General features: G+C 47.9%; 13 protein-coding genes and 1 tRNA gene. 13 read left to right on the plus strand and 1 reads right to left on the minus strand.

Annotation, left to right across the window (positions count from 1 at the left end):
- Positions 1 to 41 precede the first annotated feature (41 nt).
- Positions 42 to 2,393 (plus strand): nuclease domain-containing protein, encoded by a 2,352-nt coding sequence (locus U4956_RS13655; protein WP_323091264.1) that lies wholly within the window; start codon positions 42 to 44, stop codon positions 2,391 to 2,393.
- Between the two features lie 311 nt (positions 2,394 to 2,704).
- Here U4956_RS13655 and U4956_RS13660 read toward each other — a convergent pair.
- Positions 2,705 to 2,791, minus strand: a tRNA-Leu gene (locus tag U4956_RS13660).
- Between the two features lie 361 nt (positions 2,792 to 3,152).
- On the opposite strand from U4956_RS13660, the gene U4956_RS13665 reads away from it, so the two are divergent.
- From U4956_RS13665 to U4956_RS13720, 12 genes are all read left to right on the plus strand, one after another.
- A complete protein-coding gene (locus U4956_RS13665; RefSeq protein WP_323091265.1) occupies positions 3,153 to 4,538 on the plus strand; it encodes an MFS transporter in 1,386 nt (461 codons plus the stop codon).
- Positions 4,539 to 5,072: 534 nt separating this feature from the next.
- On the plus strand, positions 5,073 to 6,062 hold the full coding sequence (locus U4956_RS13670; protein ID WP_323091266.1) for a substrate-binding domain-containing protein: 990 nt from the start codon (positions 5,073 to 5,075) through the stop codon (positions 6,060 to 6,062).
- A complete protein-coding gene (locus U4956_RS13675; protein WP_323091267.1) occupies positions 6,052 to 7,815 on the plus strand; it encodes a sensor histidine kinase in 1,764 nt (587 codons plus the stop codon). The genes U4956_RS13670 and U4956_RS13675 overlap by 11 nt, the downstream gene beginning before the upstream one ends.
- Positions 7,812 to 9,428, plus strand: coding sequence for a response regulator transcription factor (locus U4956_RS13680; RefSeq protein WP_323091268.1), 1,617 nt, complete (start codon positions 7,812 to 7,814; stop codon positions 9,426 to 9,428). Before U4956_RS13675 ends, U4956_RS13680 begins: the two co-directional genes overlap by 4 nt.
- 175 nt (positions 9,429 to 9,603) lie before the next feature.
- Entirely contained in the window at positions 9,604 to 10,503 is a 900-nt protein-coding gene (iolE, locus tag U4956_RS13685) for a myo-inosose-2 dehydratase (protein ID WP_323091269.1), read from the plus strand.
- A gap of 262 nt (positions 10,504 to 10,765) precedes the next feature.
- On the plus strand, positions 10,766 to 11,779 hold the full coding sequence (iolG, locus tag U4956_RS13690; RefSeq protein ID WP_323091270.1) for an inositol 2-dehydrogenase: 1,014 nt from the start codon (positions 10,766 to 10,768) through the stop codon (positions 11,777 to 11,779).
- 443 nt (positions 11,780 to 12,222) lie between these two features.
- On the plus strand, positions 12,223 to 13,257 hold the full coding sequence (gene iolC / locus U4956_RS13695) for a 5-dehydro-2-deoxygluconokinase (RefSeq protein WP_323091271.1): 1,035 nt from the start codon (positions 12,223 to 12,225) through the stop codon (positions 13,255 to 13,257).
- A gap of 23 nt (positions 13,258 to 13,280) precedes the next feature.
- The gene (gene iolD / locus U4956_RS13700; protein WP_323091272.1) at positions 13,281 to 15,209 is read left to right on the plus strand and encodes a 3D-(3,5/4)-trihydroxycyclohexane-1,2-dione acylhydrolase (decyclizing); all 1,929 of its coding nucleotides are present in this window, start codon (positions 13,281 to 13,283) and stop codon (positions 15,207 to 15,209) included.
- Between the two features lie 62 nt (positions 15,210 to 15,271).
- The gene (locus U4956_RS13705) at positions 15,272 to 15,424 is read left to right on the plus strand and encodes a hypothetical protein (protein ID WP_323091273.1); all 153 of its coding nucleotides are present in this window, start codon (positions 15,272 to 15,274) and stop codon (positions 15,422 to 15,424) included.
- On the plus strand, positions 15,425 to 16,237 hold the full coding sequence (locus tag U4956_RS13710; protein ID WP_323091274.1) for a 5-deoxy-glucuronate isomerase: 813 nt from the start codon (positions 15,425 to 15,427) through the stop codon (positions 16,235 to 16,237).
- Positions 16,238 to 16,413: 176 nt separating this feature from the next.
- A complete protein-coding gene (locus U4956_RS13715; protein WP_323091275.1) occupies positions 16,414 to 17,571 on the plus strand; it encodes an iron-containing alcohol dehydrogenase in 1,158 nt (385 codons plus the stop codon).
- 663 nt (positions 17,572 to 18,234) lie between these two features.
- Positions 18,235 to 20,622, plus strand: a complete 2,388-nt coding sequence (locus tag U4956_RS13720) for a VWA domain-containing protein (RefSeq protein ID WP_323091276.1) — start codon at positions 18,235 to 18,237, stop codon at positions 20,620 to 20,622.
- Positions 20,623 to 20,627: the final 5 nt, after the last annotated feature.

Here is a 20,627-nt window from a genome sequence, read left to right on the forward strand (position 1 = left end):
GCGAGTACAAATTAAGGCTGTCCAGTGAAGAAAGCCAGGAGTTGATCGAACTGCAGTTGCATCCCGCTTCTGTTCATCAGCCGCTGGCTGAGCTGACCCGGATTCCGGATATTAAGGTTTTTGCCAACCGCCCTTATTCGGCTCAGCTTCTGACTGCCAATACCACCGATATCCGCTCGCTGGAGATTCTGATCAACGGGTATCCAGCGCCCCACACTTTTCATGCGCATTCTGGCAACATCAATTTTCATCTGCCAGGAAATGGCGAGCGGATTTTTGCGGACAGTTTTGGCCTTTCCAGTATTGCGCTGATCTTCAAAACCAGTGAAGGTCCGGTCCGCCTGAAATCAGAATATTTCCAGATCATGGTCCGTCCGGATGACGAAAACTTTTCTGTCAATACAATGGGCAGTTATGCCGCCCGCAACAACCGGATGCTTTTATATGGAACTCAAAAAGACTATATCAATCTGACCAATCATTATGGCTATGGCCAGTATTCCATGGAAGACAAGATCCGTCTGCTCAAGCAGACTGGTATCCTGCTTGAAAAAGCCTGGCGGATGATCCGGATTAACCCCAAAACCAGCTCCACAGCCCGTCTGGACAATCGTCAGCCTCTGAATGGCCGCACGCTCCAGCAGCTCAACCGCCATCCGGAATCCTTGCAGCAAACGGCCATGGCCAGCGGAGTGCGCATTGGTCATCGACTTTATGTGCCGGATCTGGCCCGTCTTGGTTCGCAAGTCAGGGAAAAAAATACGGATGTTTATGAAAACCAGATCATTCTTTCCTTTTTGCAGGCCATCATTAAAGAGACAAACAATATGATCCCGTCGATCAAAGCCTATATCGACAAGCTTCCCATACGGTTCCACTCCAGCGGCCCCTTTGTGACCTCATCGACCTATATGGCCAGGGCGACTTCCTTAACGTTGCAGGATATGATGAGCGATTTGAAGTCATTGCAAAAAGAATTCTCAAGACTTTATGAAATCTATGCCTCGATTATTCCGGCAAGCTCTTTTGAACTGACCAGCCTGCCCAAGATGACGCCCACGTTTAGCCAGATTCCTGGCTATCGCCAGATTTTTGGCTCGATCGGCCAGTGGTTTGCGATGCGCAATGTCGGTGCGGCGGATATCCGCTTTGCGACGACGTTTTTACAGATCACGACCCTTTACGAGGTGTATGTTCTCAGCAAGCTTGGCCGGTTCTTTCTGGACTGGGATTTCCAGCTTGTTTCTGCCCGGCGGATTCTGGCAAACCGCCAGGACGAAACCTTTTATGAGCCGCCAAGCATCAACAATGTCTTCGTTTACCAGCGCGAAGACGTCCGGATTACACTTTTTTATCAGCCAGTCATCTACAACCAGAAACGGGCGATGAAAAGTTCCTGCAACCTGGTCCGCAATACATCCCTCTCCTTTCCGCGCGGCTGGGGGGAACCGACAAGCGGCCGTTACTATACACCAGACTATGTCATCAAAATCGAGAGTGAGCGCTGGAAGGGAGCCAGGTATATTCTTGGGGATGCCAAATATACGACCTATCGCAATGTCCGGGATTATAAGGTCATTCCATTGGTGTATAAGTATCTGTTTTCTTTGTCAACGATGGATCCGGACGATGAAATCACGGGACTGTATATTTTTCATGGCAAGCAGACTGATGCTCTCGGCCGTTCCTCCATTTCCTCGTCGATTTATGATCTGATCCAGTCCGGTCATCAGGAATTTCCACAGGTGGAAATTATTGGTCTGAGCGAGTCGATCTGCACTGATCAGCGGGAACAGTTTATGGCCCTTCGCAGCCTGTTCTCCATTCAGTTTGAACATGCGGCTGGCAAACCCTTATTCGAAGACCAGCCTGACGTTTCCAGTCTTCCGGTTAAGGCCTGGCAGGTTGCTGAAGCAGTCGAAACCGATGGTCTGCCTGAAGCTTTGCTGGATTCAGCAATCGAATCGGAAGATCAGAAACCAGAGTCGTTGCGTACGGCTTGCCAGCCCCAGAACTTTGCTTCCTTATCTTCCAGTCTGCCAGAAGAAGAGGAAGAGAAACTGGAGGGAAGATCGTTCGAAAGGATCCAAAGAGAAGCAGAAGAAAAAGCAAAAGAATACCTCAGACAGGAATACGGACTTGAAGACTTGGATTTGTCTCTTGATCGATTCCAGAAACCCTTTGATCAGATGTCATTTCCTGATCAGCAGGTCAATCCTGCAAGAAAGAGTGGCGAAATTCATTTTGAAGCTGCTCTGCCCAGGATGGAGCGCATGGAAATCAAGGTCAGTTCAGAAATGCCTGCCCAGCCCGATCCACAACAGGACTTTGATTTCGATCAGGAACTGGATTTTGATCTGTTTGAAGGTGAAATTGATTTTGATCCAGAATAGATTTCCGATTCATCAAATCAAAATGAGCAGGAAAGTGACTGAAGAGCAGGTCGTATCCAATAAAGCGCAGGCAATCCCAGAAGACTCTCAGTCCCGGGGTTCCGATCTTTTGATCTGACGTCCTCATCAACAATAGAATCAAAATGAGCAGAAACGGGCCGCAGCCAGCAAAATGGTTACGGCCCTTTCTTGATGTCCTCTGCAAGCTGGAACGGATACCAGAACAGAAAACCCAAAGGGGAATAAAACAGAAAAAAGGAGCAGGAATGATTCGCGAAAATCATTGCTGCTCCTTGTTGTTTCTATAAAAATGGTGCCCGAGGCCGGACTCGAACCGGCACAGTATCGCTACCGGTGGATTTTGAGTCCACTGCGTCTACCAGTTTCACCACTCGGGCACGTGAAGATATCTTACCTGATTTTCAGTTGGCAATCAAATCTTTTTTCTGTCTGTTTCATTCTTTTTGTGCGGGGAACGGATAAACGAGGACCAAAGCCAGCACAAACATTCTTTTTAACATCTCTAAAGATGGGGAGAATAAGCATCAGATCTATCTTTTAAGCTTTCTGTCTGGCCCAAAGACCTGCCGACCTAAAAAAATGACCCATTATGAAAAAAGAGTCTATCCAAATCCGAAAATAAAAACCCATTTCCAAAAAATACCTGAATTTTGTAAAGGCTTACGGATTGGTATTCTTCAGATGGTTATAGGAAAGGCAGATGCGCGCACCTTCCATTTTCACAAGGAGATAGAAGAAATGATGAAAGACAAGAATCAAGAAACTGGCAAGCTCTCCTGGAGTACCCGGATTTCCTATGCGGGGGGAGATGTTGCGTGTAATGTTGTATTTGGTATGGTCGGCACCCTGCTGACATTGTTCTATACGGATTATGCCGGTGTAAATCCCGCAACGGTCGGTCTGATAATGCTGATCAGCCGTATCTTTGATGGAGTATCGGATTTGATTATGGGCATGATCGTCGATCGGACCAAATCAAAATTCGGTCAGTCACGGCCATGGATTTTATGGATGGCCATCCCGTATGCCATTTCGGCGGTGCTGTTGTTTACGGTGCCCAGATCCACGGCCATGGTTCAGGCAATTTATATTTTTGTCACCTACAACTTCTGCTGCACAGTTTGTTATACAGCCATCAATTTACCGTATGGAAGCCTGTCAGCCATGATGACTCGTTCATCGGATGAACGCAATATGCTCAGTGTTGTCCGGATGGGACTATCACCGCTGGGCCGGATTCTGGCCGTAACCTGCACTTTTCCACTGGTCAAGCTGATGGGCGACGATCAGGCAGCCTGGATTAAGACCATGTCGATCTGGGCAGTCATCGCTCTGGTTCTGCTGGTTAACTGCTTTATTCATTCCAAAGAAACCGTGGTGATCAAAGGACGCCAGGAAGCGGGCAATGTTCCGTTCCGTCAAGGATTTAAAGCTTTGCTTACAAATCGCTATTTCTGGCTGGTTCTGGTTCTGTGGATGCTGCAGAGTGTATCGTTTGGGATTTCAGGCACGATCCTGCCGTATTACTGCAAGTATATTTTCCATAACGATACCTGGATGTATTCTACGCTGTATCTGACTGAAACACTGGTTCTGGTAGGCTGCATCTTTGCGTGTACACCATTGATCAGGAAGTTCGGAAAACGGAATGCCGCCCTGATGGGAGCTTTGGTTGCCCTGTTTGGCCAGATGCTGTTCTTCTTTGCTCCCTACAATTTTTATATGCTCCTGTTTAGCTGCATTATCCGCGGCATTGGCCTGGCGCCGCTCAACGCCGTTGTCTTTGGCATGATTGGGGATGTCGTTGAATATGGCCAGTGGAAAAACCATATCCGTCAGGAAAGTCTGATTTTTGCAGGCGGTTCAATCGGAACAAAGGTTGGCTCCGGGGTGGCCTCAGCCATGATGACGGGTCTGCTGGCAATGGCCGGATATATTTCTTCTTCAGCGGTCGCTGTAAGCCAGCCGCAGAGTGCATTGAATATGATTGTTTCGATCTATAAATTTGGACCGCTGATCATTGCCGCCTGTGCTGTTGTCACTTTGCTGATGTATCAGCTCGATAAGCAGTATGACGATATTATGGATGAACTGACCGAACGTGAAGCCTACGGAATTCTGTAATTCATTCAAAAAGTACGCACATAAACGGCGTGCTTTTTTGGCGTTGTCAGAACAAATAGATTTGAAGAGAATAAACTGTAGTTCCCGAAACTTTTCTACCCAGGAAATCCTGACAAAAATTAGTAAACCTAAATTTCACTTTATTTATGGGGATTCAGAAGTATATGCCACTCTTAAAAGTCTCAAATAGAGTTACTTCATGGTTAGAATTAATTCCAACCATGAAGTAACTCTATTTGAGACTTACCAGATAATTAAATATTCTGAATATACTTTAATTAAAGTAATATACAGATAAATCGCTTGTTAAATATAGTGCCCTGGTTAGAAAAAACGCGGGAACTACAGATAAAGAATGAGTTATAGAAGATCCGGCTTTTCTGGAAAAAGCGTACGTCAAAATGGGTCCAAGAAACCAGATCATAAAGCCGGTAAGAGCCGCCAGCAGAGGAAGAGCCAGCAGAGGAAGGAAAAGGAAATAGTGAAAGAAAATGAAAATAGAAAGCAAGCAGGCAAAGGAAGGAGGGTTGGGAGATGAATCGATCTTTTCAGAAGAAAATCTGGGGGATTGCCTTTGGAATTGCGGTTGTCAGCCTGATTTTGACAGCCGTTGCTGCAACCGTCCAGCCGCAACAGACCAGTTCCCATAGTCCATGGCTGCGCATTGGCGTTATTACAAAGTCGAGCGGCAGTGAGTACTGGCTGTCGGTCGAATCCGGAATCGACGAGGCAGCCCGCAAAAGCAATGTCAGCGTGACGCTGCTTTCACCGGATCTTGAAACCAATACCCCGATGCAAAACCGGCTGATTGAGGACTGTCTGCAGGAAGACTTTGATGTTCTTCTGGTCTCTCCGCTGCAGTCAACGGATGCCGCTTATATAGAAACAGCCCGGAAGAAGGGAATTCCAATTGTGGCTTTTGATACCCGACTGTGCCAGGAGAACATTCCCTATATCGGAATTGACAGCTATGAGGCGGGAAGACAGCTGGCAAAAGAAATGGTCAGTCAGCTTGGCGGATCTGGTTGTGTCGGATTAATTACCGGAAACCTGGAACAGGAATCCAATCAAAGCCGGCTGGAGGGCATGGTCAGCGAACTGATGGCCAATGGAATTGAAATTGCCTTCGCTCAAAGCGGCTATTCCAATTTGCAGTTATCTGAGCAGGCGATTGATGAGCTGATGGAAACCTATCCCCAGCTAGACGGAATTCTTGCAACTTCTGCCGTCACGGCTTTGGGACTCCGAGATTCCCTGAAAGATACTTCAATTATCCTGATGACCTTTGATGCCCAGCAGGATGCCTTGGACGCATTAGAAGATGGCAGTCTTGGAGCGGTTGCTGCCCAGTCCGGCTACCTGATTGGCAAGGAGGCAATTGAAGCAATCTGCCAGATTCAGGCTCAGGGAGGCAGGATCAGTGAAATGGAAGATCTGATCATTCCTGCACCGATTTTAACCCAGGATACAGTTGAAGCCTGGCGTGCCGATCATCCTGAACAGGAGGAATCTGATGTTTCATAAAATGCAGACAAAAGTCCTGACAGCAGTCTCCATCCTGCTGATCCTGCTTGCCACAACGATTACCATCCTGTTTTACAATCGTTCCGCTACGATGATTGAAGACAATTATATCGAAAGTCAATCCAGCCAGATCGTCCAGAAAGCGCAGACGCTGGACAATACCTTCGAAAAGATTTACGTCCAGGTGGTTCAGGCTGCCGTCTCTTCCGAACTGGTTGACCTGACCCAAAACGTGCTGCAGGAAGGTGACAGTGAGCAGGCAGCGTCCAGACTGGCTGCCAGTCTGAGAGAACTGAGAGCAACCATTCCGGATGCCAGTTCGCTTTTTCTGCTTTTTCCGGCGCAAAAAATGCTGATCACTTCAAAAGACTATCCGGCTGTACGCTCAGATCTTTCAGAAAATACGGTTGAAACCATTGTTGCGGCAGCCAGTCAGCCAATGACTCCGGTTTTACTGACAGATCCTTCGCTGTCAACTTCTTCCATTCTTGCTTTAATCAGTCCTGTCCAGTCGGATGGCAAAACGATTGGATATCTGATGGGCAATCTGGATGAGCGAAAGCTGTACTACGACTACTTAAGCTCGTTCAACAAGGACCAGATTCAGGCTGTCCTGGTAGACGATCACAGTCAGGTGGTTTCTTCACCCAACCGCCGGACTGTCGGCGAGCTTTTTAAAAACGGGACTCTGTCGACAGTCAACGGAACAACGGCATCCCACAATCAGGATGGACAGTCCATTTCGATTACCCATCGAGCTCCCTTTTCCGGTCTGCGATTTTTTGTGGAAACGCCCAAAAAAGAAATTCTCCAGGATTTGCATGAACTGCGGCTGTTTCTGGTGGCTATTTTACTGGCAGTCTTGATGATGGCGGGAGCAGCGGTGGTTCTGGTATTGCGGCGGATGTATAAACCGATGGAGCAGCTGGCTGACACCATGCGGCAGGTGAGTGACGGTGAGCTGGAAATTCGATCGGCAGTCACCAGCCAGGATGAAATAGGGGAACTGTCCGCTGCCCTCAATCACATGCTGGACCAGATCCAGGATCTTATCGAACAGGTTCTGAAAGAAGAACTGCTCAAAAAAGATGCGGAACTCAATGCTCTGCAGTATCAGATCACGCCGCATTTTATGTACAACACACTGAATTCAATTAAATACAAAGCCCTTTTAAAGGGAGAGAATGAGATTGCAGCCTTGATTGACGACTTTATTGAGCTGCTGCAGGCCAGCATCAACCGCAAAGGAGCCTTTGTCACACTCGCCGAAGAAATTCACTTTATCCAAAGCTATATGGCATTACAGCAGATGCGCTATGAAGACCCAATTGAGACGAAATACTCAATTCCTTTACAGGCTGAAAAGTGTTATGTTCCGCGCCTGCTGCTCCAGCCCTTTATTGAAAATGCAATCCTGCATGGACTCGACTTCAAAAACCATCTCAATCACATTGATGTGAAGGCGTGGATTGAAGAAGACCGCCTGTGGCTGTTGATTCACAATACCGGAAGACCCATTACGGAAGAACAGATTCAGAAAATGATGGCGGCCGATTTGAAGAAAACCCATGGCTTGTCCGGGATTGGCATCCGAAATGTCATGGAACGTCTGGAACTTTACTATGGCCGCCATGCAGGCATCTATTTTGAAAGTGATGAGATTTCTACCACTGTAAAAATCAGCCTGCCCATTACGTATGACCCGGAACGCTATGCCCTGGGTCATCAAGAGACAAGGAGAAAAAAAGCATGATTCGAACGCTGATTGCAGATGATGACTTTCTGGTCCGCACCTATCTTAAATCTCTGAAAGCCTGGAAACGGGCTGGTTTCGAAATCATCGGAGATACCCGCGATGGGGAAGAGACGCTCAGAGTGCTGGATGAACTCCAGCCTGAATTGCTGGTGACGGATGTTTCAATGCCCTTGATGAATGGGATCGATCTCATTCGAAAAGTACGGGAACATAATCGCTCGCTGTATATCATTGTATTGAGCTGCCATGATGACTTTGAATATGTCAAGGAAGCCATGCGCCTTGGCGCGGATGAATATGTTTTGAAAAACAGCCTGAATGAAGACTCTCTCTATGAGCTGCTTGGAAAGACTGCCAATGCGCTGAACAGACGCAAAGAAAAGTATCAGGAAGCAGACAGTGCGCAGTCTTTGATTGAAGAAGGTCTGCAGCTGCGCAAGTCCGGGTATTTCAGCGCGCGGCTGTTTGGGGAGTACTCGCAAGAAGAATTGGAAGCCAAACGGATCAACGCAAAGATTTTCCGTCGCTATGATACCACTGGGGTAATTTTGATGAGCAATCCGGACTGGCCATGGCTTCGCTATCAATTTTCGCCGGAAGAAATGTCGGAAAAAGCCCGCCAGTTTTTAACCCATCTGTCGTATCGACTCCAGGACAGGCAGGAAAGCCAGAACACTGAGTGCGTCTATCTTGGAGATGGACTGTTTGCATGTTTTGTCGATTTAAGCCGTCTGCTCAAGCAGTCTTTGATGCAGCAAAATCTCACCCGGCTGGCGGCCATTTGTTTTTCGGCTTGTCAGGAGCAGGAATATGATCTGGAAACATCTGTTTCTTCGATCTGTTTTGGCCCGGACAGCCTCAAAGAAGCCTACCAACAAGCCAGGGCAATGAGCAAGCTGGCTTTTTACCAGCAGGGCAAGATTTTGTACTATGACGAAAACCATCCTTGCACCCGCACTCTTCCTCCTGCGGCCAGACAGTTTTTAAAAGAGGTCAAAGACCTGGTTTTCCATCAGGACCAGGAAGGATTTGACCAGAGTTATCAGGCCGTGATGGCTGCTGTAGAGCTGGAAAGAACTGAACCAGAACTGGTTCAGCTCTGGCTGAAGGATCTTGATGAGCAGCTGGTTATTAAACGCTCCAGAGACGAGTATGCCAGACTGGTCCGGCTTGAGAAGGTGGAAAGTCTGCTGGAAAGTCTGCTGGACAGTCTTCATGTTCACTGTTTTGAATTGCGCGGTCTGGATCTTTCTGATGATGTTTCGCCATCGGTCCGACAGGTTGTGGAGTATATCCGCATCCATTTCAGAGAACCGATCGGACTGGCAGATGCAGCTGAATATGCCGGGCTGAACGCTGCCTATCTCTCCTATTTGTTCAAAAAAGAGATGGGAATCGGATTTGCAGCTTACGTTCTGGAGATGCGGATTGATTTTGCCAAAGGTCTGCTCATGCGTACCAACCTGAAAATCAAGGAAGTCGTCGAACGATCCGGTTTCAACGACTATCATTATTTCTCAAAAACATTTAAGAAGATGACGGGCCAGAGTCCGGCTTCTTTTCGAAAAACAGCACAATCGCAGGACCCGGGAGCATCAATCCAAAAATAAGACCCAAAACAGGGAACCTAAAATTTAGATCAGGAAATTTCGCCAGAAAAAATACCCCTGAATCTAAAAAGGTTCCCGTTTTTTTGTCCATTGCCCGATGGTATCTTATAGCCAGTTAAGGAAAGGTACCTTAAAAAAACTGAAAAAGAAATTAAAGAGAGGAAAAAATAAATTTATGTTAAGTGCAGAAAATGTAAAGATCGGAATTGCGCCAATCGCATGGACCAACGATGACATGCCCGATCTTGGCGCCGAAAACACCTTCGAACAGTGTGTCAGCGAAATGGCTCTGGCCGGCTATACCGGCAGCGAAGTCGGAAACAAATACCCGAAAGATCCTGCTGCCCTGAAAAAAGCCCTGGATCTGCGCGGGCTGGAGATCTGCAATCAGTGGTTCTCTTCCTTCCTGCTGACTCGTCCGTATGAAGAAGTTGAGCAGGAATTCCGGACTCAGCTCAGCTTCCTGAAAGCGCTCGGCGCCAAAGTGATTGGCGTTTCGGAACAGAGCTATTCCGTCCAGGGCCAGCTTGATACCCCTGTGTTTGGCCACAAGCATGTGATGAATGAAGAAGAGTGGAAGCTGCTGACAGAGGGCCTGAACAGACTGGGCAAACTCGCAAAAGAAGAATACGGCATTACGATGACTTTCCATCATCACATGGGAACCGTTGTTCAAAACGATGATGAAGTGGAACGCCTGCTCAGCCAGACGGATCCCGAATACGTCAGCCTGCTGTATGATTCCGGACACTTTGCCTATGCCGGATATGATCCTGTAGAAATGGTGAACAAATACGCAGATCGTATCCGCCATGTTCACCTCAAAGATATCCGCCCACAGCTTGTTGAAAAAGTCAAAGATGAAAATCTCAGCTTCCTCGATGGCGTTCGTCTTGGTGCCTTCACGATTCCGGGAGATGGATGCATTGATTTTGCCTCGATCTTCCAGAGTCTCGATCGCTCCGACTATAAAGGGTACATGTTAGTGGAAGCCGAACAGGACCCAGCAAAAGCCAATCCTCTGGAGTACGCCCTCAAAGCCCGCCGTTATATCGCCTCGAAAGCCGGTCTTTAATCCAGTCAGTCCAGAGATTTTAAATCCGGCCGCATGCCAGATGCTTTCAGGGGCTGGCAGAGCCGATAAGCTGAAAAAGTAAGCTAAGCACAGACCGTATCGCTGTAAAGACAAAAAAACAGAATTTGAATTCAGAAACTGCCCAATACCAGCAGCTTATCAATCGAAGAAAATTGGATTCAAAACCAGTAAAAGAGAAAACAGAAAAAGAAAATCGAAAGAAATAGAAATCACTCGCTCAAAGAGAAAAAGGAGACCCCCCATGGTAACAGTAGGAATTATCGGCGCCGGACGAATCGGCCGTGTACACACCCAGAGCATCCGTACTCAGGTTCCAGAAGCCGTCACCAAAACAATTGCAGATCCATTCATGAATGAAAAAACCGAAGCCTGGGCCAAAGAAAATGGCATCGCAAACGTCACCACAAACTACAAAGACATCCTCAATGATCCAGAAATCGATGCAGTCCTGATCTGCTCTTCTACCGACACGCATTCCCCCATTTCTGTGGAAGCTATTAAAGCTGGCAAGCATGTCTTCTGTGAAAAGCCAATCGACCATGACATCACTAAAATTCAGGAAGTCATTACTGCATTGAATGAAAATCCCGTGAAATACCAGGTAGGCTTTAACCGCCGCTTCGACCACAACTTCCAGGCAGTGAAAAAGGCTGTCGATGCCGGCAAGATCGGTGAAAAGCACATCATCAAGATTACTTCCCGTGACCCGGAACCACCTGCACCAGAATACGTAAAAGTTTCCGGCGGGATCTTCCTGGATATGACCATTCATGATTTCGACATGGTTCGTTATCTGGCTGGCTGCGATGCCACAGAAGTCTATGTGGCTGCGGCTAATCTTGTGGATCCTGCTATTGGTGAAGCCGGCGACGTGGACACGGCTATTATCACGCTGGAGATGGAAGACGGCTCACTGGCTGTCATCGACAACTCCCGTAAAGCAGTGTACGGCTACGACCAGCGCGCCGAAGTGTTCGGTTCTAAAGGAATGGTATCGACTGGCAACGACAGCGCAACCAAAGCCGTGATTGCCAATGAAGAGGGAATTACTTCGGAAAAGCCGCTCTACTTCTTCCTGGAACGGTACATGGATGCCTATGCCAATGAAGTCAAGGCTTTCATCCATGCCATTGAAACCGATACAGATACCCCGCTTGGTGTTGACGACGGTCTTAAGCCAGTTCTGATGGGCCTTGCTGCCAAGAAGTCGCTCGAAGAACACCGTCCGGTTAAAATCAGCGAAATCCTTGCCTGATTTCCCGTATCGAGTCGCTGGTTGCTGGATAACTGAATGAACTTTCGCTTCAGCATCAGGCGCCGGAAAGAAAACTGGAAAAGAAGGCAAAAAAGGAAGCGGCAGCAAAGCGTAAGAAGCGGCAGCAAAGTGTAAACAGAAAGTGGCAAACAGCATAGACAATCGAAAGATTCGAATCGCATCAAAACAAAAAAACATTAAATAAGAATAGAAAAAAGAACAAAAAATGGAAAGCGGTCTGGAAGGGTCAGAAGAAGATCGGCCAGGCCGGACAAAGAGAAAGGAAATTCCAGCAAGAAAAAAGGAGATTCTGTAAAGGCGGCCAGCCGGATTGCATTTGCAGAATCTGCCCTGGCTGCTCAGGGCAGAAAGGCGGCCGGTCTGGCCAGCCTTTCTTTTTGAAAAGGTCAAAAGAAAAAGGACAAGGAAAAGGAAGAAAGTGCATGAACTATATCGAAATTGACCAGACCAGACCCCTGGATCTGATCCTGCTGGGCCGGGTCGCCATTGATTTTAATCCTGCTTATTCCGAAGAAGTGAAGGAAGAGTTTAAGCCGTTAAAGCATGTTCACTATTTTGAAAAGTTCGTCGGCGGGTCGCCTGCCAATATTGCGGTTGGGATTACGCGTCATGGATTAAAGGCCGGCTTCATCGGCAAAGTTTCAGATGATCAGTTTGGAGACTACGTCGTCGACTATTTCCATGAAGCAGGAATCGACACCTCTCAGATTACACGCTGTACAAACGGAGAAAAGCTGGGCCTGACTTTTACAGAAATGCTCAGCCCGAAAGAATCCTCCATTCTGATGTATCGCAACATGGCAGCTGATTTGCAGCTGTCGGTTGACGATATTGACGAAGACTACATCAAAAGCGCCAAGGCGATCCTGATTTCCGGAACCGCCCTGGCCCAGAGCCCCTCTCGTGAGGCAGCAATTAAGGCCGCTCTGCTGGCCCGCAAGAATGGCACACTGATTATCTTTGATATCGACTATCGAGAGTACAACTGGAAAAATGCTGACGAGATTGCCATTTACTACAATGCACTGGCCAAGGAAGCTGACATTATTATGGGCAGCCGTGAGGAATTTGACTTAACCGAAAAACTCATCCAGCCTTCCATGAGTGATCAGGAAAGTGCCCGGTACTGGCAAAATCAGAACGCGAAAATTGTTGTCATCAAGCATGGCATGGAAGGCTCAACAGCCTACACCAATGATGGACAGGCTTTTTCCATTAAGCCATTCCCGGTTGCTGCCCGCAAAGGGTTTGGCGGCGGCGATGGATATGGATCCGGTTTCCTGTATGGTCTTTTCCAGGGCTGGCCTGTGATCGATTGCCTGGAATTCGGCTCTGCAGAAGCATCCATGATGGTCCGGGCCAATAACTGCTCAGATGATCTTCCTGATTCAAAACAGGTTGCCGCATTTATTGCCGAAGAAAAAGAACTGTATGGGGAAATGATTGCCCGTGTCTAAAGAAAGTCAGGGAAAAAAGAAAGATGGAAAACACTACACGTATGACGACTGCTCAGGCAATTGTCAAGTTTCTGAATAATCAGTACATCCTGGTTGATGGTGTCGAAACACCATTTGTTGAAGGATTCTTCACAATCTTTGGCCATGGAATTGCTGTCGGGCTCGGCGAAGCCCTTGACACCAATCCCGACCATCTGCGGGTCATGCAGGGGCGCAATGAACAGGGAATGTGCCATGTGGCTACAGCTTTTGCAAAGCAGAACAATCGCCGGAAAATTATTGCCTGTGCCTCCTCGGTCGGGCCCGGAGCAGCCAATATGGTGACGGCTTGTGCTACAGCCACAGTCAACAACATCCCGCTTCTGGTTTTTCCGGCCGATACTTTTGCCTCCCGGCAGCCTGATCCTGTCCTTCAGCAGCTTGAACAGAGCAATTCCCTGGCTACAACGACCAATGATGCCTTTAAACCGGTATGCAAATACTGGGACCGTATTCAGCGTCCAGAGATGGTGATGACCGCTTTAATCAATGCCATGCGCGTGCTCACCGACCCAGCCGAAACAGGTGCCGTCTGCATCGCGCTGCCTCAGGATGTTGAAGGCGAATCGTATGATTTCCCGGATTCTTTCTTTAAAAAGCGCATTCACCGGGTGACGCGCCCGACTGCAGATCTGGAAGAAATCGAAGATCTCGCCGACATGATTCGTCAGGCCAGCAAGCCGCTGGTGATTGTTGGCGGCGGTGCGCGCTATAGCGATGCGGGCAAGGAAGTCGAAGAATTCTGTGAAGAATTCAATATTCCATTTGCGGAAACCCAGGCCGGAAAATCAGCCTGCAAGTCCAGTCATCCATATTGCCTGGGCGGAATTGGTGTCACAGGAACGAGTGCAGCCAATCGGATTGCCAAAGAGGCTGATGTCGTTCTGGCTATCGGTTCCCGGCTGTCGGATTTTACGACTGGATCCAAGCGCCTGTTCAAAGACACTGCCCAGTTTTTAACCATCAACAACAACCGATACCATGCCGGCAAGATGGATGCCATAAAAGCAGTTGGCGATGCCAGAGCCAGCCTGCAGGTGCTGGGCGAGATGCTGCGTAAAGACAATTACCGTGCTGGCTATACCGATGAAATTGAAACGGCCAAAGCTGAGTGGGAAGAAGAGCTGAGAAGACTTGGCAGCCTGGTTTATACCGGTGATGAGTTTGAACCGACGATTAAAGCGCGTGATCCCCGCACTGTTCCAGAGTTTCATGAACTTTACAATTCAACCCTGACGCAGACTGCTGCTTTAGCCACCCTGCGAAAGGTCATGGATCCTGACGGCATTATCATTACTGCCGGCGGTTCGCTGCCCAGCGACCTGCAGCGAGTCTGGAAAACGGATCACCGTGGTGGATACCATGCCGAATATGGATACTCTTGCATGGGTTATGAAGTGGCTGCTGCACTTGGCGTGAAGATGGCTGAACCCGACAGTGAAGTGTATGCGGTGGTCGGGGATTCCAGTTTCCAGATGCTGCACAGCGAAATCATGACCATTCAGCAGGAACGGCGCAAAGTCAATATTCTGGTTTTCGATAACTGCGGCTTTGGCTGTATTAACAACCTGGAGATGAATCACGGAATTGGTTCACTGGCTACTGAATTCCGCTATACCGATGGCACCAAACCGACACAGGATTTGATTGCGGTCGACTATGCCAAGATTGGCGAAGGCTATGGATATCAAACGTACACCTGCCGGACGGCTGAAGAACTCGAAGCCGCTCTCCGGGATGCCAAGACACAGAAAAAGCCATGCTTGTTTGATTTGAAAGTTCTGCCAAAGACGATGACCGATGGATACGACTCCTGGTGGAATGTCGGCATTGCAACCACTTCCCAGAAAGAATCAGTACGCAATGCAGCCAGGGAAGTATTGAAGGGAAGAGCGGAAGCCCGCAAATACTGATTCCGGAACAGAAGACCATCAGGCTATTGTTTCAGTCTTCTGGACTTGGAGTAAGCAGCATCATGGACTGTAAAGCCAGGTCCAGACGACTGGAACAAAACAATTGGCCTGGTGTTGATCAGCCAGAAAAGAAGACGCAGATCCAGAAAGGAACAGTCCTGATCCAGTCCCAGTCAGTTCTGGATCGAAAAGACGCAATCGAAGAGAAGGATTGAATGAGAAAAAACAGCATGAAAAATATGGAAGAAAAAGTATTTGGATATCCACAATATGATTCCAATGGCGAAATGGTCCTGACCACGTATGACAACGAGTATCGGGCCATGCGGATGGATATCCGTCTGTATACCCTTTACGCTGGGCAGAGCCGAAGCTTTGAAAGCGAGAAAGAAGAAACAGCAGTCTTGCTGCTTTCGGGAAAAATCATTTTTGCCTGGGGTGGAAACCAGGAAACAGTCAGCCGCAAGGATGTGTTTACTCAGGGTCCCTGGGCTTTGCATGCCAGCAAAAACCACAAGATTACGGTGACCGCTCTGGAAGAAAGCGAGATCCTGGTTCAGAAAACCCTGAATGAAAGAGAATTTGCCAGCAGGCTTTACAGCCCAGAGGATGCCCCCTGGATTGCTTCTTCCAAAGGAAAATTTGGCAATACCGCAAATCGTCTGGTCAATACGATTTTTGACCACGACATCTGCCCGGAATCCAACATGGTTTTGGGAGAAGTGCTCAATGCTCGCGGCAACTGGTCAGGCTATCTGCCCCATCGTCATCCCCAACCCGAAACTTACCTGTTTAAATTTGACCGTCCCGAAGGATTTGGTGCCAGTTTCGTCGGGGACCAGGTCTTTAAAAGCGTCAATAACAGTTTCTCAGCCATTCCCGGCGGCGAACTTCATCCCCAGGCTGTGGCACCGGGCTTTCAGATGTATACCTGCTGGATGATCCGTCATCTGGATGACAACCCCTGGCTGCAGACAGATCGCAATGAAGATGAGCGGTATCTCTGGCTGCACGATGCAGAGTTTTAGACAAGACTGATCCTGCCAAAAAGAGTCAGGAAAAACACCTGAAAGACTGCCAGGTCAAAAAAGAGCAGACCAAATCAAGTCCGCGCAAAACCAAGTCCAGACAAGACAGACAGTGGACACTATTTATAAAGAAGAAAAGCAAGAGAAGAAGGAGAAGAAGGAGAGTTTAGAGTTTTATGGCAAATGAATTTGTAATGCCTGGCCAGATTATTTCTGGATCTGGCGCCTTAAAGCAGGCAGCCGGCCTGTTTTCCCAGATGGGAAGCAAAGCATTGATTGTGACAGATCCGATGATGATCCAGCTTGGAAATGTTGAAAAAGTTGCTCAGGTCTTAACGGGCCAGAACGTAGACTATGCGGTTTTCAGTGATGTTCTTGGCGAACCGACAGATAAAATGATCGAAGCGGGAAAACAGAAATACAAAGAAGAAAACTGCGACTTTTTGATCGCGCTGGGCGGCGGCAGCCCAATTGATTCTATGAAAGCCATCGGGGCTTTGGTCCATCATGATGGACCAATTACAGACTATTTTGGTCAGGTCATTGACGTGCACATGCCGCCGATGGCCGCCATCCCTACCACAGCAGGCACCGGATCGGAAGCCACGCAGTTTACGATCATTACGGATACTGCCAACAATGTCAAAATGCTGCTCAAAGGAAAAGTCCTGATGCCATCGGCTGCAATTATTGATCCACAGTTTACAATGACTGCTCCGGCTAAAATTACAGCGGCGACTGGCCTGGATGCTTTATGCCATGCCGTCGAAGCCTACACTTCCCGTAAAGCCCAGACCTTATCGAATACTTTTGCCTTATCAGCAGTGAAGCGAATTTTCAGATTCCTTCCACAGGCATTCCATGACGGCCAGAATGAAGAGGCAAGAATTCAGATGTCAGTTGCGGCTCTGGAAGCCGGTATTGCATTCAACAATGCCTCAGTAACGATTATTCATGGCATGAGCCGCCCGATTGGAGCACTGTTTCATATCGCGCATGGCTTATCCAATGCCATGTTAATGAAGGCCTGCCTGCAGTTTGCCTGTGATGGAGCTGTAGATCGATTTGCAATTTTAGGTCGTGAAGTTGGGGTGGCAAATGCAGATGATTCCGATCAGGTGGCAGCAGAAAAATTCCTGGAAGCCTTAAATATCCTGGTTGAAGAACTGGAAACTCCTTCTTTAAAAGCCTACGGGGTCAACCGTGATGAGTTCTTTGCGGTAGTTGAAAAGATGGCAGATGACGCACTGGAAAGCGGATCGCCTGCCAACACCATCAAGCCTGTCAGCAAAGCAGATATTCTGAATATTTATGCCAGCCTCTGGGAGGAATGAGTCCAGAAAAATCGTCTTTCTTTCTGAGCGCAGACAACTTCTAAGATACCGATGTTCTTAATCTCCTGTGCACTCTGCACCCACTCCTGTTTTTAAAGCCTGTCCTTGTTTACGGAGAAGTAAGCAAGGGCAGGCTTTTATCGTATGCCCTGTTCTTTCTTTTTGCCGCCAGCTATTCGGGCGCATGCAGGCCAGATCCGAGGGATGCGGATGTCTTAACTATTTTTTGCTGTTTATCCCGTAACCGAGAAGAAAAATATCCGGTGCTGGATAACGAAATTTCAATATCGAAATAAATTATGACGACTTATACCAAATTCAGGCACAATAATGTAAGAAATCATTCAGAAACTGATCACAAAATATCACGGAATCTTGTGAATAATGAGAGAGAAATGTAAGCTATGAAAAACTGCATTTCTGCAAGAGTTCGATTTTCTTTTCCTTCCGATTTCCACTTTAATTTCACTTTAATTTTAATCTATCGGATAACTGGCTGTTTTGCGGCCTCAGAACAGATGACAGGGAAAAGATTTTCGCTTTTATAGAACTGTAAAAAATAATATCTGAAGTATAAACAGACTTGCTTGAGTGATCTTCAGAAACGACAGTTCACATACAAATCAGAAGGCAGTCCAATGGCTGTCTGGAAAAGAGGTAGGAATGAACAAAAGCAAGCGGATTTCTCCAGTCCTTGCGTCAGCCTTGCTTGCACTGGCTGCTGTCTGGCAGCCAGTTCTGGCTGATGAGCAAGAGGATACCCCCTCACGCGACATTTATGTCGTTTATGACAATTCGGGTTCCATGTATGTGTTGGATAACAGTCAGGAACTGACCGATGCCTGGTGTAAGGCGAAATACTCCATGGAAGTGTTGGCAGGGATGCTTTCGGATCAGGACCGGATGAATATCTATTACATGTCTGACTACGATATCGAACCCGGTGCTGATCCACGGATTCAACTGGATGGTGCGGATGATGTAGAAGAAAACATCGCCGTCATTCACAACACGAAAACGGATTCCGGTCATACATCCTTTGATTCAGTTCGGACTGCCATGGAAGATCTCGAAGACAGCACAGCGGATGAAAAGTGGCTGGTCATCTTAACCGACGGCAAAATGCAGAACTACGGCGATGGAAAGTATCCTTCTTTGAGTGCCCAGCAGATTGAAGAGTATCTCGATGCAAAACCAGAGGAGATCTCAGTGATTTTCTTAGGCATGGGCGAGCAGGCGGTCGCGATTGAAAGCGACCCGGCACAAAATATTTTCTACAGAAAAACCGAGAGTTCCAAGGACATTCTGGAAGGGGTGACTGAAGTCGGTCTGCAAGTCTTTAACGCCAACCGACTGGATGTCGACAAACGAAAACAGTCAGTTTCCTTTGATGTCCCGATGAAAGAACTGCGGGTGTTTGCCCAGGGTGAAAACGTCCAGATCAACGGGATCACTGATGAAAACGATACGACCTTCAAACCTGAAAGCGATCCGGTTGAAGTCCGCTACAGCGAAGTGGATTCACCAAGCCATCCTGAAAACAAGCCGGACACCTCTTTACAGGGCCAGATGGCTCTGTTTACCGGACCGTTTGAACCAGGGCAGATGAAGCTGGATGTCGACAATGCTTCCACCATTGAGGTTTACTACAAACCGGATGTAACTATTGGGGTTACTTTGCTGGATGAATCCGGCAAGGAGGTCACCGGCAACGACTCTATAAAGGGCGGCGAATATACCCTGTCGTTTGGACTGATCAATGCCATGACCAATGAGCCGATTGAAAAGACAGATCTGCTTGGCGATGTTTCCTATGAGGCGAAGGTTACCAACAACGGGAAGGAATTGAGCGGAATCTATGGCAACAACGATCAGATCAAGCTGGAAGAAGGGGATCTGATCATAGATGTTCTTGCCCATTATCTGGACTACAACACAACTTCTACCCATTATGACTATTCCGTCATGACGGATAAGACCATTACGTGGGAAGTTACAAAGAATCCTGAATATCTTGTCAAAGGCAAAGGACTGCGTTCAGCCAACAGCGATCTTGACCCGGCAGAAGATCAGATTGAAATTCAGGCCTTAATCGATGGCAAAAAACCAACAGCTGAGCAATGGTCTGAGATGGGGCTGCCAGTTGTCAGCCTGGAAGCTGGAAGTGAAGATAAGTTGGATGATTTCTGCGTGGAAAAAACGGAAACCCCTGGTGTATATGCGATTTATCCGCAGCTTCCAGAATCAGGACCGATGAGAGGGAAGAAATACGAGCCAGCAGCCTATACGATTGCTTATGACCAGGAGGTCGGGCCGGCTGTGTGGCAGGGCAGCAGTGAAGAAATGCTGAAACTCAACGACCCTCGAAACTGGTTTGAGCTTCATCCATGGTTCTGGTGGATTCCAGCTGGACTTATTCTGGCAGCCATTCTGTTTGGGTATTTCTTTAAAGCCCGTCTGCCTAAATCTTTAAAAGATAATCCCCAGGTTACTGTCAAGGACAATCAGAACTATGACCAGAGCACAATCGAGTATGGCCGGACGACCAGAGATAAAGTTTCAAAATGGATGCCCTATATGGCTGAAAAAGCCAGTATTCAGCTGCTGCCAGCCACTACCGGCCTGAAACGGACGATGGATGTAAAGGCGGTCCGCAAAAATACCGGAATGGAAGTTCTCAATCCGGGTGTCCTGAAGGATGCGAAGATCCAGGATAAGACCCTTGAAGAACGGAAGTCGCAAGCTGAACGCCGCGCATCAAAAAATAAGAAAAATGAGAAGAAATCCAAAAAAGAAGATCTGCTGACTCTAAAAGTCAATGAAACGATCAAGTTTGAAAAGGACGGAAAGACGTACGCAGTCCAGCTGAATAAAGGCAAAGATGAGCGCAAAAACAATCGTGGGGCCAAAGGCAGCAAACGAGGAGGCAGTTCATCCAGAGGGCGTTCCAGCCGAGGCGGCAGCCATCAGTCTTCCTCAAGAGGGACTTCCAGCCGCAATCGTTCCAGCAAATCCAGCTCTAACCGGAGTTCGCGCGGCCGCAGGCGTTAGATCCA

The organism is Allobaculum sp. JKK-2023, assembly GCF_034745455.1.
Taxonomy (GTDB): Bacteria; Bacillota_I; Bacilli_A; order Erysipelotrichales; family Erysipelotrichaceae; genus Allobaculum.

Bases quoted from the DNA above. Each gene is read 5' to 3' on its own strand.
- U4956_RS13715 (WP_323091275.1), top strand. From the start codon at position 16,414: ATGGCAAATGAATTTGTAATGCCTGGCCAGATTATTTCTGGATCTGGC.
- iolE (WP_323091269.1), top strand. From the start codon at position 9,604: ATGTTAAGTGCAGAAAATGTAAAGATCGGAATTGCGCCAATCGCATGG.
- U4956_RS13670 (WP_323091266.1), top strand. From the start codon at position 5,073: ATGAATCGATCTTTTCAGAAGAAAATCTGGGGGATTGCCTTTGGAATT.
- iolC (WP_323091271.1), top strand. From the start codon at position 12,223: ATGAACTATATCGAAATTGACCAGACCAGACCCCTGGATCTGATCCTG.
- iolG (WP_323091270.1), top strand. From the start codon at position 10,766: ATGGTAACAGTAGGAATTATCGGCGCCGGACGAATCGGCCGTGTACAC.
- U4956_RS13705 (WP_323091273.1), top strand. From the start codon at position 15,272: ATGGACTGTAAAGCCAGGTCCAGACGACTGGAACAAAACAATTGGCCT.
- iolD (WP_323091272.1), top strand. From the start codon at position 13,281: ATGGAAAACACTACACGTATGACGACTGCTCAGGCAATTGTCAAGTTT.
- U4956_RS13720 (WP_323091276.1), top strand. From the start codon at position 18,235: ATGAACAAAAGCAAGCGGATTTCTCCAGTCCTTGCGTCAGCCTTGCTT.
- U4956_RS13710 (WP_323091274.1), top strand. From the start codon at position 15,425: ATGAGAAAAAACAGCATGAAAAATATGGAAGAAAAAGTATTTGGATAT.
- U4956_RS13680 (WP_323091268.1), top strand. From the start codon at position 7,812: ATGATTCGAACGCTGATTGCAGATGATGACTTTCTGGTCCGCACCTAT.
- U4956_RS13665 (WP_323091265.1), top strand. From the start codon at position 3,153: ATGATGAAAGACAAGAATCAAGAAACTGGCAAGCTCTCCTGGAGTACC.
- U4956_RS13675 (WP_323091267.1), top strand. From the start codon at position 6,052: ATGTTTCATAAAATGCAGACAAAAGTCCTGACAGCAGTCTCCATCCTG.